The 17558-nt window shown below is 58.4% G+C and carries 17 protein-coding genes and 2 pseudogenes; 10 read left to right on the top strand and 9 right to left on the bottom strand.

Features of this window, described 5'->3' with window-relative positions; all coding sequences use genetic code 11:
* Positions 1–11: 11 nt before the first annotated feature.
* Together QBK88_RS14510 and QBK88_RS14515 are read left to right on the top strand one after the other, a co-directional pair.
* A complete protein-coding gene (locus QBK88_RS14510) occupies positions 12–971 on the top strand; it encodes a hypothetical protein (RefSeq protein ID WP_277962528.1) in 960 nt (319 codons plus the stop codon).
* 443 nt (positions 972–1414) lie between these two features.
* Positions 1415–1894, top strand: coding sequence for a BRO-N domain-containing protein (locus tag QBK88_RS14515; RefSeq protein WP_277962529.1), 480 nt, complete (start codon positions 1415–1417; stop codon positions 1892–1894).
* On the opposite strand, the gene QBK88_RS14520 is transcribed toward QBK88_RS14515, so the two are convergent.
* A complete protein-coding gene (locus QBK88_RS14520) occupies positions 1883–2464 on the bottom strand; it encodes a GNAT family N-acetyltransferase (RefSeq protein ID WP_277962530.1) in 582 nt (193 codons plus the stop codon). The genes QBK88_RS14515 and QBK88_RS14520 overlap by 12 nt on opposite strands.
* A 783-nt stretch (positions 2465–3247) precedes the next feature.
* Between QBK88_RS14520 and QBK88_RS14525 the strand changes: the two genes are divergently transcribed.
* The 5 genes from QBK88_RS14525 (at position 3248) to QBK88_RS14545 (ending at position 9182) form a co-directional block, all read left to right on the top strand.
* Positions 3248–4315, top strand: a complete 1068-nt coding sequence (locus QBK88_RS14525) for a maleylacetate reductase (protein WP_277962531.1) — start codon at positions 3248–3250, stop codon at positions 4313–4315.
* Between the two features lie 43 nt (positions 4316–4358).
* Positions 4359–5234 carry an intradiol ring-cleavage dioxygenase gene (locus QBK88_RS14530; RefSeq protein WP_277962532.1) on the top strand — a complete coding sequence of 292 codons (876 nt, stop codon included), beginning with the start codon at positions 4359–4361 and terminating at the stop codon, positions 5232–5234.
* A 27-nt stretch (positions 5235–5261) separates the two neighbouring features.
* A complete protein-coding gene (locus tag QBK88_RS14535) occupies positions 5262–6179 on the top strand; it encodes an alpha/beta hydrolase (protein ID WP_277962533.1) in 918 nt (305 codons plus the stop codon).
* A 51-nt stretch (positions 6180–6230) separates the two neighbouring features.
* Entirely contained in the window at positions 6231–8153 is a 1923-nt protein-coding gene (locus QBK88_RS14540; RefSeq protein WP_277962534.1) for a flavin-containing monooxygenase, read from the top strand.
* A gap of 93 nt (positions 8154–8246) precedes the next feature.
* Entirely contained in the window at positions 8247–9182 is a 936-nt protein-coding gene (locus tag QBK88_RS14545; RefSeq protein WP_277962535.1) for a LysR family transcriptional regulator, read from the top strand.
* 84 nt (positions 9183–9266) lie between these two features.
* Here QBK88_RS14545 and QBK88_RS14550 read toward each other — a convergent pair whose 3' ends face one another.
* The 5 genes from QBK88_RS14550 to QBK88_RS14570 form a co-directional block, all read right to left on the bottom strand.
* The gene (locus QBK88_RS14550; protein ID WP_277962536.1) at positions 9267–9485 is read right to left on the bottom strand and encodes a hypothetical protein; all 219 of its coding nucleotides are present in this window, start codon (positions 9483–9485) and stop codon (positions 9267–9269) included.
* A 137-nt stretch (positions 9486–9622) separates the two neighbouring features.
* Entirely contained in the window at positions 9623–10249 is a 627-nt protein-coding gene (yfcF, locus tag QBK88_RS14555; RefSeq protein ID WP_277962636.1) for a glutathione transferase, read from the bottom strand.
* A 519-nt stretch (positions 10250–10768) separates the two neighbouring features.
* Positions 10769–11266 (bottom strand): tetratricopeptide repeat protein, encoded by a 498-nt coding sequence (locus tag QBK88_RS14560; RefSeq protein WP_277962537.1) that lies wholly within the window; start codon positions 11264–11266, stop codon positions 10769–10771.
* Between the two features lie 30 nt (positions 11267–11296).
* Positions 11297–11728, bottom strand: a complete 432-nt coding sequence (locus QBK88_RS14565) for a GNAT family N-acetyltransferase (RefSeq protein ID WP_277962538.1) — start codon at positions 11726–11728, stop codon at positions 11297–11299.
* A gap of 425 nt (positions 11729–12153) precedes the next feature.
* Positions 12154–13254 carry an NADH:flavin oxidoreductase gene (locus tag QBK88_RS14570; RefSeq protein WP_277962539.1) on the bottom strand — a complete coding sequence of 367 codons (1101 nt, stop codon included), beginning with the start codon at positions 13252–13254 and terminating at the stop codon, positions 12154–12156.
* A 116-nt stretch (positions 13255–13370) separates the two neighbouring features.
* Here QBK88_RS14570 and QBK88_RS14575 point away from each other — a divergent pair, with 116 nt between their 5' ends.
* The gene (locus QBK88_RS14575; RefSeq protein ID WP_277962540.1) at positions 13371–14252 is read left to right on the top strand and encodes a LysR family transcriptional regulator; all 882 of its coding nucleotides are present in this window, start codon (positions 13371–13373) and stop codon (positions 14250–14252) included.
* Positions 14253–14278: 26 nt separating this feature from the next.
* Here the strand turns inward: QBK88_RS14575 and QBK88_RS14580 are convergent.
* Positions 14279–14617 (bottom strand): annotated as a pseudogene (locus QBK88_RS14580) (GNAT family N-acetyltransferase); the annotation flags it as partial.
* Here QBK88_RS14580 and QBK88_RS14585 point away from each other — a divergent pair.
* Positions 14618–14927: pseudogene (locus QBK88_RS14585) on the top strand (LysE family translocator); the annotation flags it as partial. It abuts the pseudogene before it with no gap.
* 55 nt (positions 14928–14982) lie between these two features.
* On the opposite strand, the gene QBK88_RS14590 reads toward QBK88_RS14585, so the two are convergent.
* Positions 14983–15282 carry a chorismate mutase gene (locus tag QBK88_RS14590; protein WP_277962637.1) on the bottom strand — a complete coding sequence of 100 codons (300 nt, stop codon included), beginning with the start codon at positions 15280–15282 and terminating at the stop codon, positions 14983–14985.
* Between the two features lie 164 nt (positions 15283–15446).
* The gene (locus QBK88_RS14595; RefSeq protein WP_277962541.1) at positions 15447–16376 is read right to left on the bottom strand and encodes a DMT family transporter; all 930 of its coding nucleotides are present in this window, start codon (positions 16374–16376) and stop codon (positions 15447–15449) included.
* Between the two features lie 191 nt (positions 16377–16567).
* Here QBK88_RS14595 and QBK88_RS14600 point away from each other — a divergent pair, with 191 nt between their 5' ends.
* Positions 16568–17482, top strand: coding sequence for a LysR family transcriptional regulator (locus QBK88_RS14600; RefSeq protein ID WP_277962542.1), 915 nt, complete (start codon positions 16568–16570; stop codon positions 17480–17482).
* The last annotated feature ends 76 nt before the right edge of the window (positions 17483–17558 follow it).

Below are 17558 nucleotides of genomic sequence, written 5' to 3' on the forward strand. Positions count from 1 at the left end.
TAATAATGTTCATGGTTTTCGCGATTCATCTTGGTTTCTGGCTGGTTGGCGCGTTCCTTATGTTTTTATGGGGGCGCGTTTTTTGTGAGCTAAATCGTCTCGGGTCGGGCATCAGCTTTTTGCCTGGTAATTCGATACTATCAACTGTGTACTCGGCTTTTTTTCGAGGCGCCAGCTCCCACCTGTTCCGCGCTTTAACAGTGACTTTTGCTGTTCATGCCGCCCTGGTATCTGTTGTGCTATTAGCCACTTGGTCTTTTGATCAAGCCTTGGGTTTTTCAACAGACCTGGTCATATGGTTGTGGATTTTTTGTGCGACGTTGGCGTTATTCAGCCCTTTGGGAAGACAAGGCTTAACGCAGCGACTCAGCTCAAAGCTGAGTGCCTCCTATGATCGCCAACGTTTTTTGGGCCGGGGCAGGAAAATATCATTCCATCTCGCAGATCCTGATTTCAAGCTCACTCCTGAAAGCCACCGTTCGGCAATGCTAGAAATTACCTCGGCAGCGTTGGGGATCCGAAATGGGGGCGCTAATGAAACGTTCTGTGTGCGTAGCTGGTTACTCGTACCAGCAAAGTCTAGAAATAACAAGGAGGCCATGAAATTCCAGAAAACCCTTAGATTGCCCGAGTGCTTGATGAAACTACATCCGGGCGTTCGCACAGATAAGGGTTTCGCGCTTGCACATAAGCTTCAAGGCGTAGTCGCTAGCCTGGTTTGCTTATGCTACCTCCTGGTGGTGCGCTCATTCAGGATCAGGCGGGCGCGTGACAGGGTGCCTAGGCCTCTGGGGCCTCTACATGGCGTGCGTAAATCGCTTGGTGCAGTTCGTCAGGCTATTCCTGATGCAAAAATAAGTACGTTGCCTCTTAGAGAGATTGCAGTATTCGAGGCCATTTATATCGTGGCCCACGCCCCCAGAGAGTGGCAGAAACTCAATGCCTGGACCACGGGCTTCGAGTTTTCCTGAAGTAAGCTCAGGGTAGCGATGGCCGATACCTGCCACTTTCGCACAACGGCATGGACACCATGCCGCGGGCTAAGATGCTTACCCACGCACTATGCATCCAACGCTTCGCCCGCTGCCCGAGCCTCGCCCAGCCTCACAGCCCAGCCACCTGGCGTAGCGCCCGGGCGAAACTTCCCTTTACATCCTCACCGTTGTCACTGCCCAGGTACCCCGATAACCTTTCCCCGCCTTCGATGCCTCGAAGGCCGGGTTTAGCGACCCGCTTCACGATACCGCAGCACCATAATGCTTATTGGATGGCCGTTGGCCTAAAATAAGCTTTATGGCAGCTGCGTGTGGGAGGCCTTCGGGCCTGCCGGTCGTGACCGGTTCGCTAACCTGCGCGCAGCTGCCACCCACCATCTTTCGCTCCGTGGCAGCGCTTCCGAACAGGAGCCCTTGCGATGGACGCCTATACCGCTACGCTGTTCTTCCGCCACAACCGTCCGCTGCGTGCCCTAATGATCGAGGGCCAGTGCTGGTTTTGCCTTCATGACCTGGCACGCCTGTTGGCCATTCCCTATCCCGAACGCCTGGTGCGCCGACTGGATGCTGACCAGCACCGCGAGCAATGGGTGGAGGCCAGCGGTGATTGGCGCAAGCGCCTGCTGGTGAGTGAGTCGGGTGCGATCACGCTGATCGTGCGCAGCCACATTCCGGAGAACCGGGCGGTGCGGCTGTGGTTGACCCAGGAGGTGATACCGGCGTTGCGGGAGAGCAAGCCCGGAACGGAACCGGCGATCACGGCGATGAGCTGGCAGGGTGGGCCATTGAGTGTGTTGTACTGGCGCGATGAGCCATGGATCAGGCTGCGGGACATGCCCGGGGTCTTGCCGCGGGAGCAGGCGCGGGGCAGGGGGCGGTGGTGGGCTTTATGGCGGTGATCGGTGGAGATCAGGCCAAGCGTCAACTCGTGCGGCAAGCCACGCGCTTCGCGTCATCTCCCATACCTCGACCTGCATGGGCCCCGAGACGAAATGGCCGTCCCGTACTTCGATCATGCGCATGCCTTCATGCTGGGAGACCTTGCGCGAAGCATGGTTGGCGACTGCCTTGGGAACCTGCATCACGGGGCGCGCCAAGGTGTCGAACCAATAGGCATTGACCACCTTGCAGGCTTCGCGCATGTAGCCATTCCCCTGAAACTGCGGGGCGAGCCAGAAACCCCTGTTGTTTCCTGGCTGGTCATACAGGCTGATGCTGCCGATGCAGCGCTCAGGGTGGGCGCGTGTGCGAATCATCCAATGCCATTCCCGCCCTGCGGCCATGGCGGGTAGCGCCACATCGCGAACGTAAACCAACCCGCCCTCCTGCGGATAGGGCCACGGCACCCGGCTGTCCAGGTACCGGACCACTTCCCAGTGGGGGAATAGCTGCTGTATGGCCGGTGCATCGGTCAGGTGAAGCGGGGTGAGCAGCAGGCGGTGGGTGTGAAGTGTCGGGGGGCAATCCATGGCATGAAATCCCTGTGCCGGGTGTGGGCAGGTTTGATCGGTACTTTCTCAGACCAGTGGCCAGGGTATCAAGTGATGGTTTTGGCCCCAAGTGGTCGGCATTTCAGCCCGGAAAGCTTGATACGTCCCTGTAGTTCGCTCATCACTGTCTCGTCGATGGTTGGTGTCGAAGAAAAACAGGCTAGGGCGTTTGCGAGCGCTGTGGCAAACGCCAGTCCCGAGACCTCCAAGGCTTCGAGTTGACAGGAGCATCAGATCACGTCGTCAATTGCAGGGGACAGCGCCTGCCAGCGGTGGCGACGTGGCGGTGGTGCTGCTGCCCCATGGTCATGGTGCGGCAAGCACGGGCTGGGGGGCATCGCTGGCTATGATGCGGCTGAAGCCGACGACGAGGACCTGGACCGGCTGGCCTGTGTGCTGGACATCTTCAGCGTTGAAAATGGCCACCACAGCTTGTGGCAGTGGCTGCAGATGCACGGACTGTTCGCGTTTCGCGAACAGTCATTTCGCCGAGATTGGCCTTGTTGCAGACCCCCGTGGCTTTTACTGTTCCGTCACTCGTACACAAAAACAACAGGGTGAAAACCATGAACTCCCCAGCTGCTTCCACGTCCCCCTTCAGTTTGTCTGAACCCTTCAACCACGGTCCCTCCGAACGAACGCTCGGCAGTTGATGCTGCTCCTCGTGCACGTCTGATCTGTGCACGCCGGCGCCATGCCGGTCCACCGCCCACATACACCTTTATTTCCCAGTGCTCCAGGCTCTGCGGGGACCCTTTGCCCATGAATACATTTGTCTATCAAAGCACACCCACTCGGGTCATTTTTGGCGCTGGCAAGCTGGCCAGCCTCAGTGAGGAAATTCAGCGCCTTGGCGCCCGCCGCGCGCTGATTCTCACTACCCCGGAACAGCGCGAACTGGGCGACCATGTCGCTCGCTTGCTGGGAGAGCGCAGTGCTGGCGTATACCCCCACGCGGTGATGCACGTACCCCTGGAAACCGCCCAGGCCGCCCGGGAGGAAGCCATCCTTCGTGAAGCTGACTGCTGCGTGGCGGTGGGCGGCGGTTCCACCATTGGTCTGGGCAAGGCAATTGCGATGGACAGCGGCCTGCCCATTCTGGCTGTGCCCACCACCTACGCCGGCTCTGAAATGACGCCGATCTATGGCTTGACCGAGAACCGCCTGAAGAAGACCGGTCGCGACCCTCGGGTGCTGCCGAAGACGGTGATCTACGATCCGGAACTGACCCTGACCCTGCCCACCGGGTTGTCCGCCTGTTCCGGCCTTAATGCCATGGCCCATGCGATCGAGGCGCTGTACGCCCAGGACGCGAACCCGGTGATCTCGCTGATGGCCGAGGAATCGATCCGCGCCCTGGCCCAGTCGCTGCCCAAGGTGATGGATGACCCTTACAACGTTGAAGCCCGTGCCCAAGCATTGCAGGGGGCCTGGCTGGCGGGTATCTGCCTGGGGTCAGTGGGCATGGCGATTCATCACAAGCTGTGCCACACCCTGGGCGGCACGTTCAACCTGCCCCATGCCCAAGCTCACGCCATCGTCCTGCCCCACGCCGCGCACTACAACCGTCGGGCGGCTGCCGAGCCGTTGCGGCGGGCCGCCCGTGCACTGGGAGGGCAGCAGGCCGACGACGTCGGGCCATTGCTCTATGACTTGAACCGTCGCCTGGGCATCCCGTTGGCGCTGGCGGACATCGGCTTCCCTGACCATGGCCCGGCAGAGGCCGCGAGCATTGCCTGTGCGAGCCCCTACTACAACCCGCGTCCGTTCGAACAGGACGCTATCGAGTCGTTGCTGACTCGCGCCCTGAAAGGACAGGCACCCGGTTGAGTATCGCCTGGCCGTTTTTTTGATGAGAAGTGGACACAACAAGATGAAAAACATTGACCTTTCCGCAGAACACGACATTACCGCACGAGCGATCAAAAGCTTTGCCCAAACCCCCAATGAACGCTTGCGTTTTCTACTGCAAAAGCTGGTGACCCACCTGCACAGCTTTGCCAGTGAGGTGCAGCTCAGCGAGGCAGAGTGGTTCCAGGCGATCCAGTTCCTGACGGCCACCGGCCAGATTTGTGATGACGTGGTACGCCAGGAATTCATCCTGCTCTCTGATGTATTGGGCTTGTCCATGCTAGTGGATGCCATCGAGCATCGCACCAGCGGCGAGGCTACCCAGAGCACGGTCTTCGGGCCGTTTTACATTGCGGGCATGCCCGACCGTGAGTACGGCGAGAACATGGCGCTGGAGCCCGGTAGCCCGTCGTTGATCACCGGTTACGTACGTGACGAGTCAGGCAAGCCATTGGCGGGGGCCATGCTGGATGTCTGGCAGACCGCCGAAAACGGTCAGTACTCCGGCCAGGATACCGCTCAGCCCCACGGGAACCTGCGTGGTCGCTATCACACCGACGAACAGGGCCGCTATGCGATCCGCAGCATCGTCCCGGTCAGTTACCCGATCCCTACCGACGGGCCGGTAGGCTCGCTGCTTGACGCCTGCCTGCGCCACCCGTGGCGGCCTGCGCACCTGCATTTCATGATCGATGCCCCGGGGCATCGTCGCCTGGTTACCCATCTGTTCAACGACGATGACCCCTACATCGAGTCCGACGCCGTGTTCGGGGTAAAGGACTCGCTGTTGGTGACCTATGAGCCGCGGCCTGCTGGCCATTCCCTGGCCGAGCAGTTCGGTATCGACGAGGACTTTCGTGCGGTGTCGTTCGACTTCGTTCTTGAACGTTCGGCATGAATGCTTTCGTCGCAGGAGAACTGAAATATGGCGCTTGATAACGAATCAGCCCGGTTGCTCGAGCGATTGGCCGCCAGTGGTATGAAGCCATTCCATCAAATACAGCCGGTCGAGGCCCGTGATGTCATGGCGAGCCTGCGCCCGGATATCGTCGGGCCGCCGATGCTTCGTGTGGAAGAGGTGCAATTGAGCGGGGTGCGGTTACGGGTGCTGACACCCGGTACGTCCGTGCGCGGCGCGATCCTTTACCTGCACGGGGGTGGCTGGGTAGTGGGTAATCTGGATGATTTTGACCCCTTCGCTCGCCAACTGGCGCACCAGACAGGCTGTACCGTCGTGCTGGTGGATTACCGCCTGGCTCCCGAATTCCCTTTCCCGGCCGCGCTGGATGACATCGAACAGGCCGCTCGGTGGGTGACGGACCGCCGTACCGAACTGGCAGGCGCGCCCAACGGCCCCCTGATCGTTGCCGGTGACAGCGCGGGTGGCAACCTGGCCGCAGTCTTTGCCCAGCGGGCTGCTCAATGCGGCGAATTGCAGTGGGCCTTGCAGGTGTTGATCTACCCGGTCACCCAGGCGGACCTGGATGGGCCTGCCTACCACGACCCGCATCGGCAGTTGTTGCTGTCGCGTGAAGATATGCGCTGGTTCTGGGACCACTACGTGCCCGATGTCAGCCAGCGTACCCAGGTGGCCGCGTCACCGTTGGCCGCCAAGGACCTGCGTGGTCTGCCACCAGCGGTGGTGGTGACCGCCGAGTACGACGTGCTGCGCGAAGAAGGCGAGGCCTACGCCGAACGCCTGCGCCAAGCCGGCATTGCTGTCAGTGCGCGCTGCTTCGAGGGCCAGATGCACGGGTTCGTGACCATGCCATTACTGGCTGCCAGTGGCCTGGCACTGGACTGGGTGGCAGAGCAGATCAAGCCATACCTTCGCGACGCGTAATGCTGGCACACCAATCAATGACATCCGACAACAAAAAAAAGAGGTTCAACCATGAACACATTCAACACTACCTTGAAGTCCCTGAGCCCTGATGAAGAAACCTTGCGTGCCCACTTGGAATCAGCCGATATACCTACCTTGTTGATGACCGTCGCACACCTGACGGGCGACCTGGAGGTGCTGAAGCCTACTTGGAAACCGGTCGTGACCATGGGTGTGGCCCACAGCGGCATGGACGCAAGCCTTGAGGCGCAGGTGCGCGACTATTGCTTGCGCAAGCTGTTGGCATTCGGTGAAAGCGGCCAGCCGGTGCCGCCGCGGCCGACCACCGACGAGTTGTTTGCCATTGCCACTTGGCTGATGGGGCCGGTGATCGAACCTTACCTGTCGTTGGTAGCCGAGGAGATCGTGACTGCGGAAGAGGACCCCCGGGCACCGCGTTGGCATAAATCGCATGTGGCTGCCGATCGTGATTTCAAGGTGGTTATCATCGGCGCGGGGGAGAGCGGCATGAGCGCAGCGCGGCGCTTCAAGCAGGCAGGTATTCCCTTTACCATCTTTGAAAAAGGTGATGATGTTGGCGGCACCTGGCGCGAAAACTCCTACCCGGGTTGCCGGGTGGACATCAACAGCTTCTTCTACAGCTTTTCCTATGCCCGTGGCACCTGGGACGACTATTACAGCCCGGCCCCGCAGGTATTCAGTTATATGCAGGAGGTGGCGCGTCAGAATGGGCTCTACGAGCATATTCAATTCAATACCGAGGTCACCGATGCGCACTGGGACGAGGCCAGCCAGCGTTGGCAACTGCGTTGCCTGGGCGCGCAGGGTGAAATTCGCGTAGAAAGCAACCTGGTGGTGTTTGCCGTAGGGCAACTGAACCGGCCGTTGATCCCGGCCATACCGGGCATCGATAGCTTCAAGGGGCAGGCCTTCCACTCGGCACAGTGGAACCATGATGTCGATTGGAGCGGCAAGCGGGTCGCGGTCATCGGGACCGGTGCCAGTGCGGCGCAGTTCATTCCACAACTGGCAAAAACTGCCGCCCAGGTGAAGGTATTCGCACGTACCACCAACTGGCTGTTGCCCACCCCGGACCTGCATGACAAAGTGCCGGCCAGCAGCAAGTGGCTGCACGATCACTTGCCCAACTACAGCCTCTGGCATCGTGCAGCCGTGGCGATGCCGAACATCGTCGGGTTCCTTGAGGATGTAGTGGTGGACCCGGATTACCCCCCGACCGAGGTCGCAGTTTCCGCTCGCAATGACCAATTGCGCCAGCAGATCAGTGCGTGGATGGAACCGCAAATCGCGGATCGTCCGGACTTGCGCGATGTGGTCATCCCCGATTCACCCGTAGGGGGCAAACGCATCATTCGGGACAATGGCACCTGGATCGCCACGCTCAAGCGCGACAATGTCAGCATGATTCGCAAGCCAATCGAGGCGATTACGCCCAAGGGTATTTGCAGCGTGGACGGCACTGAGCATGAGGTTGACCTGATTGTTTATGGTACCGGTTTCCAGGCCTCCAGGTTCCTGATGCCCATCAGGATCACGGGGCGTGATGGGTTGGACCTGCACACGGTCTGGAAGGGGGATGATGCGCGGGCTTACCTGGGCACCAGCGTGCCGGGCTTCCCCAACATGTTCTGCATGTATGGCCCTAACACCAGCCTGGTGGTCTACAGCAGCATCATCCAGTTCTCCGAGCTGACGGCCACCTACATAGTCGACGCCGTGCGCCTGTTGCTGGAAGGCGGCCACCAGAGCATGGAAGTAAAGCCCCAAGTGTTCGAGCATTACAACCAGCGGGTTGACCAGGCCAATGGTTTGCGGGCGTGGGGTTTTTCCAAGGTCAGCAGCTGGTACAAGAACAGCAAAGGCCGGGTAACTCAGAACTTCCCCTTCGATGCCATCGAGTTCCGGCGCCGCACCCATGAGGTGGAGCCCACCGACTACCTGCTTTCCTGACGACCTCGCTGGCAACCGCTCAAGCACGGCCTTACCATGGCAGGGTAGGGCTGTGCTGTGTTCAGCCGATAATTATAAGAAGAGGGGAAGGTCATGGATCGTCTACTCAGTACCGAAGCATTCGTACGCGTGGCGCAAACCGGCAGCTTCGCCAAGGCGGCCGAGCAACTGGGCGTCACCCGGTCCGTGATCACTCACCGGGTGCAGCAACTCGAGAGCTTCATCAATTCGCCACTGTTTCATCGCAGCACCCGCCATGTCAGCCTGTCCGACATTGGCGAGGCCTACTTTCAAGAGTGCGCCGACATGGTCGCCGGTTTTCATGGGCTGACCGAGAAAATGCGCCATCAGCGCGCCAACCTCACTGGGCAGATGCGCCTGCAGGTTCTGCAAGGTTTCGCCGTGGACCACTTGGGGCCGCTGCTGGCCGAGTTCACCGCCATGTACCCTGATATCGAATTTGATGTCATCGTCAACGATCGGGTGGTCGATCCGATTGAAGAGGGTTTCGACATCGCCTTTCAGATGTTTCCGCCCCTGGCGGAGCGGCTGGTGGTACGCAAGCTTTTCACTGTCCATCGCCTGTTTTGCGCGTCACCGCACTACATCGAACTACATGGCGCGCCCACTCACCCTCATCAACTTACCGACCACCATGTTGCATTATTTGGTGGTTATCCTTCGCGCAACCGCTGGCAGTTCACCCGAGACGAAGAATGCCTAGAGTTGACCTTGCACGGGCAATTGCGCTCTTCCTCGGTGCACCTGTTACGCGATTACGCCGTGTCAGGTGCCGGTATCACCTGCCTGCCCACCCTGATTGCTGGCCAAGACCTGATCAGCGGCGCACTGATGCCAGTGCTCAATGACTATCAGCTGTCCTCGTTCGACTTTGCTGCGGTTTATCCGGAAACCCAGCGACGGGCGCTGAAAGTGCGAACCCTGATCGACTTCCTGATCGGGCGTATCGGGCAAGTCCCCGAGTGGGACCGGCCACTGCTGGACCGGGGCTACCCCCTCAACCTGTAGCCGCTGCCGACAGGCTGCGCTGGCCCCTGAGCACACTGAAGATCATCAACGTGGAAAAGGGCCAGCGCAGCCTGCCGGCAGCGGCTACAGGGGTGTCAGCGGGTTTGGTTTACGCCAGCGAGGTTTGGAAGTAGGCAGGTCCAGCCCCGTCCCTTTGATCATCAGCGCGCGGATGAGGACAACGATAGGCAGGATGATGAAAAAGAACAGGGTTGGCGGGACCATTTTCTTCAGTTCATGTTTGAACTTGAGTATCACCGTTTTCATAGTGGCGCCCTTCCATGGGAATTCGCGCAGGCTCACTGCCTGAGTGCAGTCAAGCATCAGTAGGGCAGCGCGGGGTGTCAGCGCCTGCCAGGCGGCGAAGTGAAGGGTCGGAACTGATTGGCCCAGCGAGTTTTCGGCGGTCTAAAAGCTCGCTCGCAAGCCAGCCGCTGGATTCAAAGCGGCGGACGGGAAAGTGTGACCCACGCCTGCACGCTGGGACGCTGCCACTGCCGTTGCGCGTATTCCACCAGGGCCGCGGGCACAGCGTCGCCATTGAGTATCAGCCGGTTGAGCATCAGCGCCAGATCAACATCGGCTATCGACCACCGGCCAAACAGATATTCCGCGTTGTCCACAAGTAATACTCGTGCGGCGCTGAACAATTTATCGGCGCAGGCACTGGCGGTCGGCGACAAAGGGCTGGATTGCACGCCGTAGAACACCCCGAGCGTGGAGCGCTCCTGGCGAATGGGTAACAGGTCGCTGCGAATCCATGCTTGCACCTGCCGCGCTTTTGCAAGCAGCCGAACATCGGTTGGATAGATGGGCACCTGAGGATAAACGGTTTCGAGATACTCCGTGATCGCTGACGATTCGGACAAGGCAAAGTCGCCATGCACCAGGGCAGGGACCCTTTGGGTTTGCGAGAGAAGGGCGTAGGCGTCTGCCTGGTTTTCGAGTGCCTGCAGGTCAACGGTGTTCATCATGAAGTCGATACCTTTCTCCTTCAGTGCAACAAAGACCGACAGGGCGTAGGGGCTGGTGAATTGCGAATCGACGTATAAACGCATGCGGTCCATGAACTGATCTCCTGATGCAGAAGACAGCACGCTATGAGATAAGAGAACAATAGTGAAATGGATGATTTTCATGGGGGTATTCCTGGGCGGAATACACTTGAGCGTCGCTACCCCCGCTGTACCCATATCCCCATCAGGCTACCGCTTACCCATAAGTGCCCCGAATGCGGAGGCTTTTCTCATGAGTGGCTGATTTATGACTGGGATGGCTTTGTGGCCATCAGACGTCAGCACCTCGTCAGCACCTCAAATACAATATAGTGATAATCAGCGGGGTGGTTGTTAACATTACTGCGCTGGTGGCGTTTGATTCCGGTAATTTTTTTTGTGGATGCTGAACGCTTTATCTATTCCAGCCACAATCAGTCTGGTTCTATGCCTTCGTGATCTTCGAGGGAAAGTTGGGTGCGAAGGGCATGACAGTTCTGCGGTTTTACCTTGGTTCACGGGGTTCTGACCAAAATGACTGGGGTTGGCCGAAAGCGGCCTGTCGCGGCTGGCCGCTTTCGACACTCATGGTCATACAGTAGCTGATAACCCCGTGGCGCTCAGCCCGTCTCTATATTCGGTCAACGCTCGTGTATAGGGCGCGAGCCCCTTCCCATCTCCAGCTTTCAACGCAGCCTCAAGCATCATCGCCAATGCCAGTTCGGTTTGGCCCAAGGCATGCAATGTGAGCGCCATGAAGGCTGCTAATGCCGCATTCTCCGGATGCTCTTTACTCAGTTTTTCAAGCCAGTCCAGTGACTCTTGAGCACGCCCCACATTCCTCAGGGTGCTGCTCAAGCCAATCAGAAACTCAAACCGCAGTGCAGAGGGAATGCCGAGGGCCCACGCAATTTCATAGAAGCGTACCGCCTGATGCTCATCGCCTGCGCGATCACAGGCATAAGCGGCGGCAATTTGAGCGTTTAGGTCTGTGGGGTGCTGTTTGGCTAGAAAGATCACTTGGATGTAGCCTTCATAATCAGGCTCTTGATCCTTCAACAAGCAGGTTTCTGCTTTTTCACCGTCCATGATACGTAGTTCCTGTTGGTCTTGAGTTCCTTAATCATTTGGCATCAACGGCTTCAATAGCGTGTGACGCCCCCAGGGGCCGCAGTACTGTGGTAAATGTGCGATCAACCGGTAGCCGCATCGCTCGTACCAGCGAGCCACATTCTCATCAAGGCTTTCGATTAGTGCTTCCAGGCAACCACGTTGCAGTGCGAGCGCCTCAATCCTGTGCAATAGTTCAGTTCCGAGTCCCTGATTACGGCACCGGGCATCCACCCAGAGGTAGTTGATAAAGAGGCGGCCAAACTCAGTTCGGCCCGTGACGCCGCCAATCAGCACGTCATCATCCATCAGCATGCACGCTAAAGGCTCCGCATAGCCGCCGTGCGCACGTGATAAAGCCTGGCCATGTTGAATAACCCCTTCGGAGATTGCCTCACAGTGCATCTCGTGAATATCGTCATTGGTACGCCACTCTCTCATGTCGCTTCCTTGCCTCTGTTGTAACGGAGCGTGCAGCAAAAGGCGTGCCGGCATAGGGAGATAAAGGAAGACAGCCACCAGTGGGGCGCTTCCAAAAGTGCGTCACGATCAGGCATGACCAAAATGATCTGACGCTTTTTCACTGTGGCGTCTTGATTCCAAATTGCGACTTCTAACCGGTCAGCAACCGTTGTTCTGGTGAGCCACGCTTGTCGTTCCCCAGGTGGAGGACAGGTCATGAACATCATAGCTACCCTTGTCAGGGTTGGAACAAGGGAAAGCTGGTCGGGGACAACCGCCGCTATGACTGAGAGATATCTCGAAGGCATCTTTGATCTATCCCAGAGCGAAGACCCTGCGCGCTTCATACTGCTCGGCCATACACGGCCAAAAGCGGACAGATCCGTCCGCTTCCGGGATTGCTCTTAGGCCAAAGCCAGTTCGCTATTCTTGATGTTGGCGATAGGCCCCAAGATCGAGGCGTCAAACTCATCCAGAGCTTCTTTGCTGGCTAGCCGCCGAGGAAAATCCGGGTTCGCGAGCGCAGCCTTTCCGATTGCAATGATATCGGCCCCTTCCTCCATCACGGATGACGCATGCTCAGCCGTATGCAAACCACCATTTGCAATCAACGCCGCCTTCGGTGCGTAACGACGAGAGAGGGATACAAGGCTGTTCTGGCCGGCTGAAAATGCGGGTTTCCAGGCTTCGAATTCCGTGACGTGAATGAAGTCGACTCCAGCATCACTGAGTGAGCCGAAGATCACCTCAGCAGCCTGCTCCCCCTCGGCCCATTTGTGCTCAAAGTCATTGACCTTGCCCTGCGAGATTCGAACACCCATGGGTACCATGCCCACCGCCTGCCTTACCGCTTTTACGACTTCAAGGGTCAGGGACATGCGAGCCTGCACAGAGCCACCCCAACGGTCGTTACGCTGATTCGTGTAGTCCGTGAGGAATTGATCAAGCAGGTATCCGTTGGCGCCGTGGATTTCGATGCCATCGAAGTGTGCAGATTTGATTGCCAGGGATGCAGCCTGTGCGAAGCCCTCGATGGCGTCGGCAATGTCTTCTTCGGTCATGGCTCGGGGTACGGGGTATTGACCCGCGCCATAGTAAAACTTCATCTGTTCCCCTTTGGGACGCAGAGCTGAGGGCCCTGCCGAAACGTCGACGAAGCGGTTGCTCTGGCTAAGGGCACCTGCGTGCATGATCTGAGCAAAGACTACACCCCGGTGAGCGTGGATCCTGTCTGTCACCATTCGCCAGGCGCGGGCCTGCACGTCATCGGTGATACCGGGCTGGAAAGGGTAACCCTGCGAGTGCTTCTGATCGGTATAGATGCCTTCTGTGATCACCAGGCCAAAGCCTCCTTGGGCAAAGCGCTCGTAATACCGGGCCATCTCCTGGGTTGCATGCCCGGCCGCGGTAGCGCTGACACGTGTCATTGGAGCTACCGCCAGACGGTTCTTCAGCGCGCGACCAGCCATATCATATGGGGTTAGAATTCGTGGATTGAGCATCATCAGTGTCCTATCAGTGTTTTCTGCCGAGTAAGGCAATGCGCAGAGCCTAGGCATCAGCGGCGACAATTGGAATCCTGCGAAATGGATAGGGCGCCTTAACGGAAAGAGATATAAAGATGCAGATTTCAGAGGTTGAAGTGTTTGCGGCCATTGCTGAAAGCGGCAGTCTTTCGGGCGCAGCTCGGCGACTTGGACTGTCCCCCATGACTGTATCGCGACGTCTAGCTTCTCTTGAGCATGAGCTGGAGGTTCGGCTGGTGCATCGCACCACTCGCTCGGTTTCGCTCACGACCGAAGGGGAGCTTTTCCTGCCATTTTCCAAGACGCTTCTCGGGGCGAGCGAGGCAGCGAAAGTCACCTTGAAGGCTAATGCAGGAACGGCCCGCGGTGTCCTTAAGGTGACAGCTCCGACAGTATTCGGTCAGGCCGTCATCATGCCGCTCATCCCACAATTGCTGGCCGAGCATTCAGCACTTCAAGTAGACCTCCACCTATCCGACAGCATCGTAGACATTGTCAGCCTGGGGATTGATGTGGCGATCCGTATCGCGACCCTACGCGATTCCGCTTTGGTTGCTCGCTCGCTGGCCCCTAATCCCCGCGTGCTGTGCGCAAGCCCCGCTTACCTGGAGCGACATGGGGTACCCACTACTCTCGATGACCTGCGTCGACATCGCTGCATAGCGCTCCACGGTATGCCGCATTGGCCTTTCGTGCGGGAGAGGGGGGTGGTTGGCTTCAAAGGGGAAAGCGTGTTCTCTGCCAATAGCGTCGAAGCAGTACGCACCGCGAGCAAGCAGGGGCTCGGACTAGCAATGCTCACCTATTGGGATGTTCGTAAAGATCTGGAGGAGAACAGCTTGCGGCTAGTGGAGCTGAAGGACGCCACTCCCGAGCAACTCTTTATCACGGCTGTGCTCCCAACCCGGCAACAGGTGCCGCATCGTGTGCGCGTCTTTCTAGACGAGCTAGAGGCGTCTCTGAGGAGTCCGAAGTAACCGCTATTGGCCGATAACTGTCCTTATCAACCGATGGCTTTGGCCATCTCCGAGGTGCCCAGCCAGCCTATTTGCTCATACACAGGCTTGCCAACCGCAGTTGCGTGTAGCACGGCGAAGGTGACGCCTCGTCCAGCAAACTCGGCCTCGGCGATTTGCATCAAGGCTGAGGCCAAGCCACGGCGGCGGTAGGCGGGTTCGACAAATACATTGAGCACGTACCCACGCCGGTCCATGGTGGGGTGCGATGGATGGGGCGGCCAGTCGATGGTCATCAGGCCAATGCTCGCAACGGCCTGATCAGCATCGCAGAGCGCGAACCCATAGTACCGGCCGTCATCCAGCCGTTCTTGCAGCCATGGACGGCGTTGCCCAGCATTTTTTTAACGGGTCTGCTTTCGGCTGCGCTCAACCCGAAACCAGGCTTGTTCGTGTTGGCATTCATTCCCCCAGTTCGTCGATCCGAGTCGCGGATCGGTCAGTATGCAGATGATGGTTTACGGGGTGTGGTTTGATGTACTCACAGCCTTGGGGTTTGCCTTGATGGGCATTTTCGCCACGGTGTTATCTCGCTACCTGTACCAGCGGCAGCGGCTGGTAAATGGGCTAAACGTGGGCGCTGGCTTCACCTTTGTCGCATCTGGTGTTTCGATTGCGGCTTTGAGTCAAAAGTAGTGGGTAGGGAAAAGCGGCGGGGCTTCGGATGAGCCCCGCGTTGTCATCAAGATGCTTAAGGTTCGTTGGCCAGCTTCGCATGGGTGGCCAGTTCTTCAGTGATGAAGGCCGAAATCATTGCCCGATAGACCTGTTCCACGACCTCAGCCGATGCACCCGTTTCGTCAGCCATTTCACGAACCTTCGTTATCACTTGCTCAACCCGAGCAGGCGCACGCACATCATCGGTAGTTTTCTTGAAGGCAGCTGCTTGCGTTACAAGCCGGCCCCGTTTGGCGAGAAGCGAAACGAGGTTGCGGTCGATTTCATCGATCCCTTGGCGGACTTCGTCCAGAGAGGTGCAACGTACATCCATTTGCTTGACTTCCTTTTCATGAGCCTGCAGTTGATTAGGGCAGGCAGTTGCTAGTGGTTTGGGGCTGTATTGTAGCATCTGGCTCATGTCCGCAATGGGTCCAGAGTGTGTAAAAAACGCTCATGGGCCTCAGCGTCCTGGAGCATCGACGTTCGTTCGCATAGTCAATGACGCGGGTCCATCGGTAGCGACCTGGAACACGTCAACGCTGTTCCCCTTGGTCGCCCGTTCGCTATTTTTTTTTGCAGCCCCACCGCAACTCCCATCAATGCCAGCGCACCTCCTACAGCATGATAGCTATGCAGCTGCTCCCCCAGCACCACGCAGGCCACCCCCGCCACCAATACAGGCAGTAGATTCAAATACAACGAAGCCCTCGGCGCGCCCAGAGAATGCACCCCCTTCATCCAGAAAAACGGCGCGCCGATCGAGGCTGCAACGCCCGCGTACAGAATCAGTGGCGCGTTGTTGACGGTGATTGGAGAGATGGGACTTGCCAGCCATATCGGCAGGGTCACGAGTACACCAAACCCCACCTGTACATGCAGTTGCTGCCAGGTTGAAAGGGGTACCGCCCAGCGTTTGAGCAATAGCCCGTACAGTGAGTTGGCGAAGATGGCGATCAGCATGAGTCCATCACCCGGCTGAAGGCTTTGCTGGAACAGGCTCGCGGGGTGCCCTTGGCTGGTCAGCCAAACCAGTCCTGTCAGGGATAGCAATGCGCCAACCAGCGTGCGAACTGGCACGGCCTCGCGGGCAATGGCGCTGGATAGCAAAGCCGACATGAGCGGCGCCAGCGATACGAGCACGCCCATGTTGATGGCCGACATACTCAGTGCAGCCTGGTAGGCCAGCCCTTGATAGACCGCCATGCCCAGCACCCCCAAAACCATCAGTTTTGACCAGTGCTGCGCCACCACGTGGCGATTACGCCAAATACCCTTGCCGTTAAAAAGGCTAAGCAGTGCAAACGCGAGAAGCCACCGATAGAACACAATCGAGGCAGGCTGGATGGCCACGGAAGCGGCTTTGGTGACGATAGTGTTGCCCGCCCAGATGACGACGGCGCATAGCGGTGCAAGTGAGGTGGTCATCGCGTCCGTGACGGACGCGCGGCGTGCGACGGGTACGTCTGGTGAGTCAGGCATGGCAGATCCCTGGAATGATGGCGAATGCCGTGGATTTTTCCCTAACCCATCGATTAAATAAATTGCACTGATAGCAACCTATGCATGCACAATTTGCAGCTATCTGGCTGGCTATGTTCCTTTATTCAGGTAACCACATGAAGAATCTCGACCTCAATCACTTGATTGACCTCGATGCCTTGCTCAGCGAGGGCAGCGTTGCGGGGGCCGCCAGGCGCTTGAATCTAAGTGCGCCCGCCATGAGTCGTCGTCTCTCGCATCTGCGGCACGCGTTGGGTGACCCGTTATTCGTACAGGCAGGGAGAGGGTTGGTGCCTACCCAGCGGGCGATCGATTTGCGCGAGCGGGTGCGTACGCTGATCGAGGAAGTGAGGGGGATTCTCACACCGCCAAACCTTGAGCTTGCTCAGGTTGAGCGTACCTTTACGTTGCGCACCAGCGACGGCGTGATCGGAACCTGGGCGGCAGCGTTATGCGCTCGGCTGCTGGAACAGGCACCGGGGATTACCTTGCGCTTCGTGTTACGACCCAAGAAAAGCATGGAGGCGTTGCGCAGCGGCGAGGTAGACCTGGACTTGGGGGTGCTCGACGGGGACGCACCCGAGATCAAGACCCAGACACTGCTCAAGACGCACTTCATGGGGGTCGTCAGGGCGGACCACCCGCTGGCCGGATCGGAATACATCGATCTAGCCCAGTTCATCGCCTGGCCCCATGTCAATGCGTCGCGACGTGGAGTGGCGGGCGGCCCGATTGATGATGCATTGGCCGCGTCAAGCGCAAAACGCCGCGTGGCATTGGTGGTTCCCTCTTTCCAAGCTGCCATGGCCATGGCCATGAGTTCGGATTTCATCGCGGCCATACCCGAGCCATTCGCCCGATGGAGCCCTAACTCCAGCCAGTTGCACATTTTCGCACTGCCAGTGGATACACCTTCGGTCAGTATCGCGATGAGTTGGCATCCCCGGCACGATGCCGAACCGGTTCACCGGTGGTTGCGGGAACAGGTCAGGCAAACCACCGCCAGCGTTTTTCAGGCCGTTGCTGACTGACAACGGCATGAGTGGACAGTAAAGAGTTATGGAGCAGGCATGGTGTCCATGGTCTGAGGCCATTTCTGGGTTTACC

Source organism: Pseudomonas sp. RIT-To-2 (assembly GCF_029623465.1).
Lineage (GTDB): Bacteria > Pseudomonadota > Gammaproteobacteria > Pseudomonadales > Pseudomonadaceae > Aquipseudomonas > Aquipseudomonas silvicola.

What these genes read in the sequence shown, in the direction of transcription:
- QBK88_RS14510 (WP_277962528.1), top strand. Translation starts at nt 12, where the DNA reads ATGGTTTTCGCGATTCATCTTGGTTTCTGGCTGGTTGGCGCGTTCCTT.
- QBK88_RS14515 (WP_277962529.1), top strand. Translation starts at nt 1,415, where the DNA reads ATGGACGCCTATACCGCTACGCTGTTCTTCCGCCACAACCGTCCGCTG.
- QBK88_RS14520 (WP_277962530.1), bottom strand. Translation starts at nt 2,464, where the DNA reads ATGGATTGCCCCCCGACACTTCACACCCACCGCCTGCTGCTCACCCCG.
- QBK88_RS14525 (WP_277962531.1), top strand. Translation starts at nt 3,248, where the DNA reads ATGAATACATTTGTCTATCAAAGCACACCCACTCGGGTCATTTTTGGC.
- QBK88_RS14530 (WP_277962532.1), top strand. Translation starts at nt 4,359, where the DNA reads ATGAAAAACATTGACCTTTCCGCAGAACACGACATTACCGCACGAGCG.
- QBK88_RS14535 (WP_277962533.1), top strand. Translation starts at nt 5,262, where the DNA reads ATGGCGCTTGATAACGAATCAGCCCGGTTGCTCGAGCGATTGGCCGCC.
- QBK88_RS14540 (WP_277962534.1), top strand. Translation starts at nt 6,231, where the DNA reads ATGAACACATTCAACACTACCTTGAAGTCCCTGAGCCCTGATGAAGAA.
- QBK88_RS14545 (WP_277962535.1), top strand. Translation starts at nt 8,247, where the DNA reads ATGGATCGTCTACTCAGTACCGAAGCATTCGTACGCGTGGCGCAAACC.
- yfcF (WP_277962636.1), bottom strand. Translation starts at nt 10,249, where the DNA reads ATGGACCGCATGCGTTTATACGTCGATTCGCAATTCACCAGCCCCTAC.
- QBK88_RS14560 (WP_277962537.1), bottom strand. Translation starts at nt 11,266, where the DNA reads ATGGACGGTGAAAAAGCAGAAACCTGCTTGTTGAAGGATCAAGAGCCT.
- QBK88_RS14565 (WP_277962538.1), bottom strand. Translation starts at nt 11,728, where the DNA reads ATGAGAGAGTGGCGTACCAATGACGATATTCACGAGATGCACTGTGAG.
- QBK88_RS14570 (WP_277962539.1), bottom strand. Translation starts at nt 13,254, where the DNA reads ATGATGCTCAATCCACGAATTCTAACCCCATATGATATGGCTGGTCGC.
- QBK88_RS14575 (WP_277962540.1), top strand. Translation starts at nt 13,371, where the DNA reads ATGCAGATTTCAGAGGTTGAAGTGTTTGCGGCCATTGCTGAAAGCGGC.
- QBK88_RS14590 (WP_277962637.1), bottom strand. Translation starts at nt 15,282, where the DNA reads ATGGATGTACGTTGCACCTCTCTGGACGAAGTCCGCCAAGGGATCGAT.
- QBK88_RS14595 (WP_277962541.1), bottom strand. Translation starts at nt 16,376, where the DNA reads ATGACCACCTCACTTGCACCGCTATGCGCCGTCGTCATCTGGGCGGGC.
- QBK88_RS14600 (WP_277962542.1), top strand. Translation starts at nt 16,568, where the DNA reads ATGAAGAATCTCGACCTCAATCACTTGATTGACCTCGATGCCTTGCTC.